Origin of the sequence: Paenibacillus sp. FSL H8-0457, from assembly GCF_038051935.1 — a bacterium.
Lineage (GTDB): Bacteria > Bacillota > Bacilli > Paenibacillales > Paenibacillaceae > Paenibacillus_AQ > Paenibacillus_AQ lautus_A.
Genome location: NZ_CP150293.1, coordinates 1,072,782 through 1,084,844, shown reverse-complemented (window position 1 = coordinate 1,084,844; position 12,063 = coordinate 1,072,782). Strand labels below are relative to the sequence as shown.

Annotated in this window: 12 protein-coding genes and 1 pseudogene; 1 reads left to right on the top strand and 12 read right to left on the bottom strand. The window is 50.1% G+C overall.

Annotated features, from left to right (window positions below; translation table 11 throughout):
• Positions 1-229 precede the first annotated feature (229 nt).
• From MHI43_RS04710 to MHI43_RS04660, 11 genes and pseudogenes are all read right to left on the bottom strand, one after another.
• On the bottom strand, positions 230-682 hold the full coding sequence (locus tag MHI43_RS04710; RefSeq protein WP_235201733.1) for a GNAT family N-acetyltransferase: 453 nt from the start codon (positions 680-682) through the stop codon (positions 230-232).
• On the bottom strand, positions 682-1,332 hold the full coding sequence (locus tag MHI43_RS04705; RefSeq protein WP_036661971.1) for a sigma-70 family RNA polymerase sigma factor: 651 nt from the start codon (positions 1,330-1,332) through the stop codon (positions 682-684). The genes MHI43_RS04710 and MHI43_RS04705 overlap by 1 nt, the downstream gene beginning before the upstream one ends.
• A gap of 181 nt (positions 1,333-1,513) precedes the next feature.
• Positions 1,514-2,530, bottom strand: coding sequence for a zinc-dependent alcohol dehydrogenase family protein (locus tag MHI43_RS04700; RefSeq protein ID WP_036661973.1), 1,017 nt, complete (start codon positions 2,528-2,530; stop codon positions 1,514-1,516).
• A gap of 140 nt (positions 2,531-2,670) precedes the next feature.
• On the bottom strand, positions 2,671-2,991 hold the full coding sequence (locus tag MHI43_RS04695; protein WP_341283231.1) for an N-acetylmuramoyl-L-alanine amidase: 321 nt from the start codon (positions 2,989-2,991) through the stop codon (positions 2,671-2,673).
• Positions 2,992-3,381: 390 nt separating this feature from the next.
• A pseudogene (locus MHI43_RS04690) lies at positions 3,382-3,483 on the bottom strand (DNA-binding response regulator); the annotation flags it as partial.
• 218 nt (positions 3,484-3,701) lie between these two features.
• Entirely contained in the window at positions 3,702-4,523 is an 822-nt protein-coding gene (locus tag MHI43_RS04685) for an MBL fold metallo-hydrolase (protein WP_036661975.1), read from the bottom strand.
• 87 nt (positions 4,524-4,610) lie between these two features.
• A complete protein-coding gene (locus MHI43_RS04680; RefSeq protein WP_012819080.1) occupies positions 4,611-6,539 on the bottom strand; it encodes an ABC transporter permease in 1,929 nt (642 codons plus the stop codon).
• Positions 6,514-7,284 (bottom strand): ABC transporter ATP-binding protein, encoded by a 771-nt coding sequence (locus MHI43_RS04675; protein WP_012819079.1) that lies wholly within the window; start codon positions 7,282-7,284, stop codon positions 6,514-6,516. Before MHI43_RS04675 ends, MHI43_RS04680 begins: the two co-directional genes overlap by 26 nt.
• A 725-nt stretch (positions 7,285-8,009) precedes the next feature.
• Complete coding sequence (locus MHI43_RS04670; RefSeq protein ID WP_036661979.1) at positions 8,010-8,996, bottom strand: sensor histidine kinase; 987 nt, start codon at positions 8,994-8,996, stop codon at positions 8,010-8,012.
• Between the two features lie 3 nt (positions 8,997-8,999).
• The gene (locus tag MHI43_RS04665) at positions 9,000-9,692 is read right to left on the bottom strand and encodes a response regulator transcription factor (protein ID WP_012819077.1); all 693 of its coding nucleotides are present in this window, start codon (positions 9,690-9,692) and stop codon (positions 9,000-9,002) included.
• Positions 9,693-9,753: 61 nt separating this feature from the next.
• Positions 9,754-10,488, bottom strand: coding sequence for an acyl-ACP thioesterase domain-containing protein (locus MHI43_RS04660; protein ID WP_036662001.1), 735 nt, complete (start codon positions 10,486-10,488; stop codon positions 9,754-9,756).
• Positions 10,489-10,696: 208 nt separating this feature from the next.
• Between MHI43_RS04660 and MHI43_RS04655 the strand changes: the two genes are divergently transcribed.
• The gene (locus tag MHI43_RS04655; protein ID WP_009592319.1) at positions 10,697-10,954 is read left to right on the top strand and encodes a GlsB/YeaQ/YmgE family stress response membrane protein; all 258 of its coding nucleotides are present in this window, start codon (positions 10,697-10,699) and stop codon (positions 10,952-10,954) included.
• Positions 10,955-11,114: 160 nt separating this feature from the next.
• On the opposite strand, the gene MHI43_RS04650 is transcribed toward MHI43_RS04655, so the two are convergent.
• Positions 11,115-12,008, bottom strand: coding sequence for an SDR family oxidoreductase (locus MHI43_RS04650; RefSeq protein WP_012819075.1), 894 nt, complete (start codon positions 12,006-12,008; stop codon positions 11,115-11,117).
• Positions 12,009-12,063 lie beyond the last annotated feature (55 nt).

The following is a 12,063-nucleotide window of genomic DNA, read 5'->3' as shown; positions in this document are numbered from 1 at the left end:
CCTTCAGCGGGAAGCCGTACCAAGGGTACGGTTATGTACAGTCAATATGATTATGGATGGCTGTTGTGTTCTTAACCAGGTGGACTCCAGCTCGAGCCATCGCAAATAAACCTCGCATAAGTAAGGTTTTTTCGCAAAGCGCTTGCCAGAGTCCTATAAAATTTGGTTAGTTAAGAACACGCACCGACATCAAGACAACTCCCCTATTTCAATCGAAATATCAAACCGCTTAAAACTTGTTGGACATAAAAATAATGTCCTGCTTCACTTCAAAACCATGCTTCCGATAAAAATCTTCGGCCGGAAGCCCCTTTCCCGTTAGCAGCACCATGCAATGAATGTTCATCGAATGTAAGTAGGCCTTCATTCCATTCATGAGCGCCGAGCCTAAACCGCTGCGCTGCAAACCGGTATCGATGAAATATTCCTGGATATGGTACTCCTTGCCGCTGTACCAGCTCTTTGTATGGCCAAAGGAGGCTCCCAGGATGCTGCCCTCCTGTTCGATAACGAATCCCAGGAACACCGAATTGTCCATAAATTCCTTGAGGTATTGCTGTACATGCAGCACGGAGTCCCACTGGTCGAACCAGGGTTCGCCGTTAAACACCTTGAGCATCAGCTCGGAGCATGGCACAAGATCGGATTCGTCCATCCATCTGACATTCGGATTCTTTCCCATTAAGCGGCTGCCCCCCATGATCCTTGCATCATGTTGAAGTCGGCAAGCCTTCCCGCCGGAATCGCCATACGTATAGGAGCAAAGTTCTTCAGACTCGGCTCCTTACATACTATCGGGTCATGGCTCACGTTCCTTTCCGTGGAAGGATCCAATTTTTCCGCCAATATGGCACGCGCCCGGTACAGCCGGGATTTCACCGTTCCTTCCGGTATACCTATCATCTTGGCGATATGGTTGATCGGTATATCCCGATAATAGTGAAGCTGAATAACTCTGCGTAAATCGTCTTCCAGATGGGTCACGGCTTCGTTGAGTTCGATCGCTTCATACGGCAGTGCATCGGCACCCCCATTGGCAAGTTCAACCGTCCGCAGCCGCTGCTGGGAGCGCAGCAGTTGCAGGCATTCATGAATAAGGATACGGGACAGCCATGTTTTAAAATAAGCAGGCTGCTTTAAGGTCGACATCGCTGCGAAGGATTTAACGATCGCTTCCTGTACGGCATCCGCGCAATCCTCTTCCCGCCTCAGATACAAACGGGCTAAGCCATACAAATTACGCTCGCAAGCGTGGATCAGCCTGCTAAAGGCTTCGCGATCCCCATGCTTGGCAAGCTGGACATCGCCTTCTATATTGGATTTCTTGTTCACATTGGGAGACCTCCTTTGCAGCACTTCCTTGGCCTTACATAAGTTAGATGCCTGAGAGCGTGCTTAGGTTCACGCCAGTTCATCTTTTTTTAAAAAATCTGGTGTTTCCATCACTTTCATTTTCGCACAAATCCGTTAATTTCCATATTGACAGCCGAAACGTTCGAAGACCATTCGCACGTTAGTTGAATGAAAATGGTTCCAAAATCACTTTCCCTGTGTGACCACTTTGTTGTGTTTCTATAATTGCTTTCTCATATTCCCGTAGACTAAAACGCGTTCTTGGTGCTTGAATAGTCAATTCCCCATCTATCACCAATTGGAATACATCACCAAAAGTTTCATGCCACCGAACATCGGAGATACCTTCAATCCATCTCCTAAGCCAATATGGTTTCACTCTGATATTAGAATGTTTATGGTGTATCCGAGCCCAATTCAATTGAGTTCCTGACATAAGACCAATATTTAATACTGTGCCACCTGGACGGATACACTCAATCAGGTCGTGTCCATCTTGCCCGCCAATGCTATCAATACCCGCCGTCGCCCCCATCTCACAGGTCAATTCCAAAACTCGATGGACAAGCAATTCTTTAGACGTGTCAATTACCGCCCAAGCACCAAGCGAATACAGTTCCTGGGTATGGCTATCATTTCTTACCACCGCAATCAATCTGTATCCAAACACCTTTGAAAACTGTGCAAAAATACGTCCTATAGCAGAACCGCAAGCATTTACAATCAACACATCATCAGACTTTAACCGCAATTCTTCTGCACAAATAAGCCACGCTGTCATAGGGTTAATGTACATTTGGCTTGCTGTTTCGTTATCAATTTCAACGGGAACCCGAATTGCAAGATTGGCTTTCGTTTTCACGTACTGTTGCCAAGTTCCTTCACCACGTAGAGGCAGTACCCGTTTACCTAAAAGGGATGCTGTTACGGATGAACCAACAGCTTCAACAACACCAACCCCTTCATATCCTGGTACTGCTGGCAGCTGAATTCGATGTTTATAGGCACCCCGAATCGGAATTAGGTCAGAAGGATTAATTGGACTAAGAATCATTCGAACCACTATTTCGTCGTGCTGAAGTTGTTTATCGTCTACTCGTTGTTCTAATTCCAACACTTCAAGAGGATGTCCAAACTTCTTATACTGTAAAGAAATAAACTCCTTAATGTGTATCACTCCTTACTGAATGATCCATGGCAGCCCGTCAGTTTTCCTTACTTGAGGCTCAGATATTCTTTAATTCCATCGACAATAGCTTGAGCAGCTTTGTATTGTACGGTATTGGATAGCATTGCTTTTTTAATCGGAGATATTACTCAGGAATCCAATTTCCAATAGGACCGCAGCCATTTTCGTTTCTCTAATGACTTGGAAACTTTTATTTTATCTTTCACACCGCGGTCTTTCAGCCCCATTGCTTTGATTAAGCGCTTGTGAGTAGCGTTAGCCAGCTGTTTACTGCTGCTTCGCTGATAAGTCTCTGTACCATTGGCTTGAGGTGACTCAAGAACACTGTTTCCATGTATAGATACAAATACGTCGGCATTTAATGTATTGGCAAGCTGCACACGTTCTGTTCGGGTAGGGTACACATCACTATCGCGGGTCATCAATACTTCGATTTCAGGCTCCTTCAACAGGAGTTCTTGCACTTTTAGAGATAAAGCAAGGTTAAAATCTTATTCATATTTATTAGAAATACTTGTCGTTCCCGGATCACTCCCTCCATGTCCAGGATCGATCACTACAATCCTTTTCCCCCGCTCACCTGCCAAGGGTTCTTGAATAGGAGAATCGAAATCGCATGTATCATTTAAATCAATAATCAGTTGATCACCGATAAACTCATGATTAACTTGAATTATACTATCTCGATTCATTTCAATGACGATTCTGATTTGATCTGGATCACGATTAAATAACGAATATCTCACTTCCGATACATTGGGTTGACCACTAACATCCAACTTAGCCATAGATCCCGAGGCTAGTGGTTGTGATAAATCACCAAACGTTGTTTGTGTGTTTCGACGTAAAACCACATTTATGCGTGCAAGCAGCTCCAAAATTTCAAAAGGTTTAATAATATAATCATCCGCGCCGAGTTCAAACCCTGTAATACGGTCATATAGTATTACAAGTTCTTAAGCTCCGTAGCTATGAATATAAGATCTTCTCGCATGCCTAGTATAAGAATTATATCGATAAAATAAAAAATACGCGATTAACTTTGCCGGTCTGTTCATCTGTCTCATATAAAAAACACCGCAAGGTCATCGCCCTCACGGTGTCTCGTTCAGCCTATAAAACGATCATATCATGAAACGGATGATTGATCCGTTCTCATTCAATTTGGTTCCTTATCCACATACCGACCTTGCTCGGGAACGGCCAAACGGTCAAAGTCCCGGCCCAACCGCGAAAGCGAAGTCGTTAGCTCTTCACCGCGCATGGAGACGCCGTGCCCCGTGACCAGAATTTCGGGATTCAGGCTTGCCAGGCGGCGAACCGATTCACGCGCCAGATCCCAATCCGGAGTAAAATACATCGGCGGACCGTGAAGCTCCTTCTCCTGCCCGATGACGGCAAGCGCCGACTCCTGCTTCACCGTAATGACCGCGTCTCCCGCTACGAGGACCCGGTCCCGTTCGCGGTACAGGGAGATATGTCCGGGGCTATGACCCGGCGTCGGCAGCCATTTGAATTCGGGAAGACCGGGCACGCTTCCGTCCTCCGGCAGCGGTCGTATCCTCGATCCCAGATCGATGGCTTTGTTCGGATACATGGGAGCAACGCGGGCCATCAATCCCCCGCCTACGCTCGGATCCCCCGGAGGATAGTCTTCTTGTCCCGTAAGAAACGGCAGTTCGCTCGGGTGTGCGTAGACGGGAACGTTCCAGCGATCGGCCAATTCCTTCACATTGCCCACATGGTCGAAATGGCCATGCGTCAGCACGATGGCCACCGGCGGCTTGCCGAATCGGTTCTCCGCTTCTTCCGCAATGGAACCTTCGAAATTTCCGAGTCCCGTATCAATCAGCACCCAGTCACCGGTTCCCGGCGTACCGATCATTTGGACGTTCACCATGACGGTACGCAAGGAAAGAATATCGGTCGTAACCTCTTCGGTCTCTACGGCACCCGTCTTTAACATGCTGTGATCATTCATTATGGAATCGCCCCCATTTCTCGTTGTGAAGTGCTTCTTGTAATAACATACCCGTTTTGGCCCTTTTCAACGAAGAAATGGCGGTTTTTACTGAATGATTTTGTTGAGACGCTCCAGATAACGCCAGCGAGTAATAAAGAAATACATGATCTGGATGCTCAGGAAGAAGATGAAGATCTTCAAACTATGCCCTACGATCGAGAAGTCTACCAGCTGCTGAAGCGCAACAAAGGCAACGCCGCTATGGATGAGTGCGATTAACATCGGCAAAAAGAACATAATGACAAGCTGCTTGGTAATGATGGTGCCAAGCTCTTTTTTGCTGAGTCCCACCTTGGCAATCATGCGATACTGCTGTTCGTCCCGGGCAAGATCCGCGTATAGCCGGAAATATACAAAGCTTGCCGCGAAGGTAAAAAACACGATGCCGACCAGGCCGCTAACCATAAGCAGAATGCCGTTCTGCTGCTGAGCGCTTTTCCAATCCAAGTACAATGACTTGAGATAATAGCTGTAGTCTTCCGGCTCTTTAAGACGTTCCTGAATCGATCTGGACACATCCCCTGTATTCTTCCAATCCTGAACGTAAAACGTATGGAATGCCGCATAACCGTATTCCTGATCCTGTTGTGTCTGGAACACATCCTCGTACAAGCGGTCGGATACGACCAGCGTATCGCCGTAGGTCGCGGGTACGGCAATAAACGTTTCGGCTTTGAGCACCTTGACGATTTCCGATTTCTTGCCGTTTACTACCTCGAACTGATCATTTAAGGGACCGTCTATTCGGTAGCTGTTCTTCTCCGAGACCGTTCCCGGAGTCAAGATCCCTTCCAGGTCGTCTAATGCTTCTGCCGGGTAACCCAGCGACTGAATGAGACTGTTATATTCGCTAAGCTTGATCAGCTTCACCCCGTTATCCGAGAATATCGGAGTAACCTCCGCCTCCTTGTACTGAAATCCGCCTTTCTTGAGCTCCTCCCTGATCATATCAAGATGACGATTCCCTTTATCAGCGTCCTCCTCATACATGGTGTACGTATAGGCATAAGGATTTTCCATGGCCGACAGGCCCGGATCTCCGATCGCAAGCGTGGTTCCGATCCCGGTAAAGGCGGATGCCGAGATGACCGATACGAGGAAGAACATCACCGCATTGTCCTTGATTCTGTACAGCAGCTCCGAGATCGTCAGCAGATTGGTTCGGCGGAAGAAGAACCGTTCTTTCCTCTGCAGATACCGCATGAAAAACACGCTGAACTGGGTGAAGAGAAAATAAGTGCCGATGATGACGAATACAACGCCTCCAAGCAACAGGAACAGATTGAAAATTTGGAGAATCGCAAAAGCCATCACCATGCCGTATCCGGTTCCAATCAGCAGGACAGCCAGCACGGCCAGCCAAGGCGATGCTTTGGGCTGCGGCTTCGGGCTTTCCTCTGCTTTCACCAGGGCGAGCAGCGTGCCCTTCCGCAGCATGAACGAGGAAAACAACGCAATCAGCAGGAACAAAACGGCATAAGCCGCAGCCGTAATGATCAGCGATTCGAGCGGAAAATAAAACGGAAGTCCCTTATCCACGGCCAGCAGCTTGGCGCTGATTAGCAGAATCAGCTTGGAGAACAGCAATCCCGTTCCGATGCCGACTACAATCGCTGCAGCGCCAATCAGGATATTCTCGATGAACAGCATCCGGTTCAATTGCTTGCGGGACATGCCGAGGATCAGCAGAATGCCGAACTCCTTTTTCCGGACCTTGATGAAAGCCCCCACCGAATACAGCAGAAAGAAAAATGAAAAAACGAATACGATGTACTGGGATACCGTCATGCCCATCGTACCCAGCATGGACATGGTACCGCTGGAGGAGACCAGGCCGTCCTTCAGCTGTGGGTGAAACGATAGCAGCCCGTAGGTAAAGAAAATCATGACTGAAAAAGCACTGCTCAGGAAGTGGGCAATATATGTGCGCTTGCTGCGCAGGACATTGTTAATGGCGAACTGGCGAAAATTCATGTCCCGAACCTCCCAGCAGCGATAACACATTGATGATTTTTTGATAAAAGGCCGATTGGCTGTCGCCGTACGTGATTTCGTTGTACAACTGCCCGTCCTTGATAAACACCACCCGATTGCAGTAGCTTGCGGCAACCGGGTCATGGGTGACCAGCAGCATCGTCACTTGGTCTTCCTTGTTTCTCCGGTCCATCATTTCCATGACGTCGCGGGCCGACTTGGAGTCCAGGTTGCCTGTCGGCTCATCGGCCAGAACCAGCTTCGGTACGTGGATCATGGCCCGCGCTATCGCCGTCCGCTGCGCCTGTCCCCCCGATATTTCATAAGTCCGCTTATCCAGTATCGATGTGATGCCCAGTTTATCGGCCAAAATACCGACCCGGCGGTTCATCTCATCCAGATCCACGCCGTCCAGCGCCAGGGGGAGCAGGATATTCTCTTTCACCGTCAGCGTATTCAGCAGGTTAAAGGACTGGAAGACAAACCCCAGCTCACGCCGGCGGAACATGGCGAGTTTATCCTGGGATAATCGGAACGGGTCCTCCCCGCCGATGGTGATCTCCCCGGACGTAGGTCGGTCGATGGTGGAGATCATGTTGAGCAGCGTCGTTTTTCCGCTGCCGGAGGGGCCCATGATGCCGACGAATTCCCCTTGGTTGATGCTCAGATTGATATTGGAAAGCGCCTCGTGGGACACTGCGGCCTTATAGACTTTGCCCAGATTGCGCACGTTTAGTATTTCCATCTTGTTGTAAACCTCACTTTCGTTATTTCGTTCCTGTAAGGTTAGTGTATAGCATCCGGCGGGCCATCTCCTATCGATCACTCTTTCGCCAACCTTACATCGGTGTAAGATTCATGCGCAGACCCGCTCTTGGTACGTCACGGTCGCAATCTAAAGGGCGCTTCGAGTGCGTAACGGTTGCGATTCCAGAGGTGCTCCGTGTACGTCATTGTTGCGATTCCAGAGGTGCTCCGTGTACGTCATTGTTGCTATTCTAAAGGTCCTCCGTGTACGTCACGATTGCGATTCTAGAGGCCGCTACGAGTATGTCACTGTTGCGATTCTCAGGCCGCTACGAGTACGTAACGTTCCTACGATCGCTGTTGCCCCCAAATTTTCTGAACGATTACACCGAGGTGAAAATTCGGGGGCAAAGGCGACCGCTTCGCTTCTTCGGAATCGTTTCGTCCTCTTTCGCTGGTGCGTGCCGATACCTACTCATTATTTAAAACAAAAGAAAGAACCTTACCTCAGGGCTTCATGATGGGTCAACATCCATCATGAAGCCCGTGATAAGGTGCTTTCGGTAACGTATTTAGGTGATTCAATCCAAAGTTCAATAAGAGATTAAACCAAATCTTACCAGCCCATGCTTTACTGCCTTATATAATTTCAATGTCGTGAATGTCACCTACAACAGCCATAATTGAACTCTGCCTCCATGAGACGTCTGTACAAAGCAGATCTCACCCCGAGAAAATCAGCCTCACCGTCGTTCCTCTTCCCGGCTCGGATTCCAGCTCGATTTGGTGGTTCATTTTATGGACCACTTCTTTGACGAGATACAAGCCCATGCCGGTGGATTCCTTCAGCTTGCGGCCGTTTTCCCCGGTATAGAACGGGTCGAACACCCGCTTCATGTCGGATGGCGGTATGCCCATTCCCCGGTCCGTGATCTCCAGTACCACATGGCGGTGGTCCTCCGTCCGGCGGGCCTGCATCGTCACCTTAAGCCCGGTTCCGGCAGAATATTTAATGGCGTTGGACAGCAGCTGCAGCATGATGAACCGAAGCCATTTGGCATCCGTCTGAACGGTGAGATATGAATCGATCCGGACCTCCGGATACACATGACTGTGAATAAAATAACGCTTGTTCTCGTGCACCGCCTCGACTGCCGCCTCCTGAAGCTTCACGGGCTCCACGCTGAAATCCTGCTCGAAGGTTTCGAGCCTGGACATGTAGAGCACCATCTCCAGCCCGCGCCGAATCCGGTCGGATTCCTCGGATAAACTCTTGAAGGCGTCGTTGTCATCCTCCTGCGTGATCATCTCAATGACGGACAGCGGCGTTTTCATCTGGTGCACCCACTGATTCATGAAGATCATATGCTCTTTCCGCCGGCGCTCCCACTCTTCCATGACCGTGCGGTATTGACGGTACTGCTCTTCCATAAGTTCGCTAAGGGCCGTAGGCAGCGGGGCCGACTCGTTATGCTTGATCGATTCCTCCAACGACCTGATGGGCTGCGACAGCCGCTCATAGAAATCCCGGTGCGTGAAATACCGGAATGCCAAGTACCCGCCAAGAATAGTCAGACCGAGGAAAACGGCATAAGCCGCTGTCACCGGATGATCATAGCCGTCATACCAGAAAACGAGCAGCACCACGAACAAGGCCGCGGTTACAAACAGAATGAGGGGCAAATGCTCACGCCAAAACAGCTTCTTCATAACCTACCTCTTCCATACGGTATGCAGCCTGTACCCCGAACCGCGAATCGTTTCCAGCGCATTCTCAATCCCTAACTCCCCTAACCGTTTCCTCACCCGGTTAATATTCACGCTGAGCGTATTATCGTCCACGAACGTATCGTCCCACAGCTTCTCCAGAATCGTCTCGCGCGTCACAAGCCGGGGGCTCCGGCTCAGCAGCGTTTCCAGAAGGACCGTTTCTTTTTTCGTGAGCACGGATGTCTGATCGTGAAGAGTCAGCTCCATCCGTTCGGGATAGAGGACAAGCCCGTCCTTCTCCACCGTACGCTCGGCGGATGCTGCCGCATAGTCGCCGTATACGCGGCGCAGCTGGCTGTGGATTTTGGCGATGACGATATCGTAAGCAAACGGCTTGGTGATATAATCATCCGCGCCGTTCTCCAAGGCCCGGAGCTGATCCGGCGTCCCGTTACGGGCCGAGATGAAAATAATCGGGCAGGTCGATACCGACCGGATCTGGCGGCACCAATAATATCCGTCAAAGCTTGGCAGGTTCACGTCGAGCAGAACGAGATGCGGCTTCATCTTATGGAACTGCTCCAGCACATGATCGAAATCCTCGACGATGTTTCCTTCATTTCCGTACCGTTCGATATGCGATTGCAGCAGCCCCGCCAGCTTGGGGTCATCCTCAACGATCATGATTTTGTACATCCGTTCACCCTCCATGAAGCGTCAGGCCGCTCTTTCCCCTCCGAAAGAACAACCTGATGGTTTATGATTCCCTAACGATAGCCGCTTCAAAAAAGTTGGTTCCGTCCGGCGATGTGCCCTGCACGTACACCCGATTGTTCTCCTCGGCCGAACGCTTGATCAGCATCGTATCCTTCAGTCTGGCCTCGTTAAGGTATGTAATCTTGAAGCCGGTCACTAGCCCTTCCCGAAGTTCCTGCTCATCCAGCACGTCAAAGCACAGATCCGCATACCGGGCGTTATTCAAATGGCCGTTCGTATCGATTCCACTATACCGGACCGAATACGTATACGCATCATCAAGCTGTACCCCTTCCGGCAATACGGCTTTGCTTGGCAGCTCTCCAACCGTTTCCTGACCGATCGGCACCTCGTACGGAAACATGGACGGACGCAGAATTTTCCTTTTATGAATGTCCACCAGCGCCCATACCGAGCGGCCCTCGCCCAGCAATTCCCCATCGCCGTTCTTGATCCGATAATCCCGATGCCACAGCGCCCCTTTGGACCCGCGGCTCCAGGTGTCCACATATACGTTTTCCATATCCCTTGGCATCCGCCGCATCTCAAGCTCCAGCGTAATCAGCATCCAGCCCATGCCACGCTCGATCATTTCCTCGCGGCTGATCCCCAGCGCCTCAATATGCCGGTCAGCCGCTCTCTGCAAAATACTGAGCAGCGAAGACCATCGGCAGTCTCCCTTAAAGTCTGCGTCAACGGATTGAATTGTATATTCTTCTGTCCATTTGTCTATCATGAGTTCCATGCCAGCTCCTTTATTTTCTCAACCTAACCACTCTCTTCAAGCATAATCAAAAAAATCGCATTTATCAAAGAACGAAGAGGCATATCATTGCAATGGAAAATAATGATTTTATCCAAGTTGCTGGTCAACCCGGTTTAAAAGTCACGTCTTTGGTTAATAGTAAGGCACAAACAACTATAACTTATACGAGGTGATTAACATGAGTTTTCTTTGGTCATTAATCGTTGGCGGTATCATTGGATGGATTGCTGGTTTGATTATGGGCAGAGACATCCCCGGCGGTATCATCGGTAACATCATTGCTGGTTTCGTCGGTGCTTGGCTGGGCGGTCTTCTGCTTGGATCCTGGGGACCGGAAATGGGTGGATTCTACATCCTGCCTGCATTGATCGGTGCCGTCATCCTGGTCTTTATCGTCAGCCTGATTATGGGTTCGATGAGACGCGGCCGCTCATAACCACTTGAAATTGAACGTTGATGCGTAGTTTCTGCGATGTTCCGCTATGACATGGTTTAGACGTACTTACAGCGGTATTCGCAAGTGCAACGGACAATTTCCGTAACCAAAGAGGGTGACCTATTCGCCATCATGGCATAGGTCACCCTGTTTTACATGTTTAAGTAATGGGAAGTCCCTGCTTCTTCGCGTAATTGCCCCAATGCGGCTTACGCCCGTCAATGTCGCTAAACCCGTATTCATCCGATAAGTCCCAGCTGGTCAGCGCCTTCCCGCTCTTGTCGGCTACATCCGGATCGGCTGCCAGCGCCGCAACCGCCTGCCCAAGAAAATATGGGGTCTCCGATTCGATGAAATGCGGTTCTTGTGCCGTGGCATCCCGCCAATTTTCTTCCGTAACGCCGAAGTGATCCAGCATTTGCTCCGAGCGCAGAAATCCCGGCGTCACGGATAGTGCGGTTACCTGATAGGGACGCAGCTCTTCCGCCATGGCTGCCGCCAGATGAATCGCCGAAATTTTTGCCAGGCTGTAATACAAATTCCCGCGATACCGGTACGTCGAGCCGTCCGTGACCTCAATGACCAATCCGCCGCCGTTCTCCACCATCAGCGGAACGCCGTAATAACTGGTGATCATGTGCGTTGTCACTGCTCGCTCCTGCATCAGCAGTCCATCGGACAGAAATTGCTCCCAGAACGGAATATTCCAATGCGTCAGGTTCTCGCCGCCCCATATATCATTGACGAGGATGTCCAGCCGGCCTTGCTGCTCTTCACGAATGCGTTCAAACAACGCTTTCACTTGCTCTTCCACGGTATGGTCGCATTGCACGGCAATGCCGGTGCCGCCCCGGTCCGTCACCATCTCCGCCGTGTCGTCAATCGTCTCCGTACGCTTGATATCCGACGCTTGGCCGCGTACGCTCCGTCCCGTGCAATACACCGTTGCCCCCGCGGCACCCAGCATCACCGCAATGGCGCGGCCTGCTCCCCGGGTCGCTCCGGCCACGACGGCGATTTTTCCTTGCAATGGCTTAGGATCATTCTTATTCATAGCGCTACCTCCAACTATATACTGAAGTATCTCAACGCCTTCATCGTATCAGACA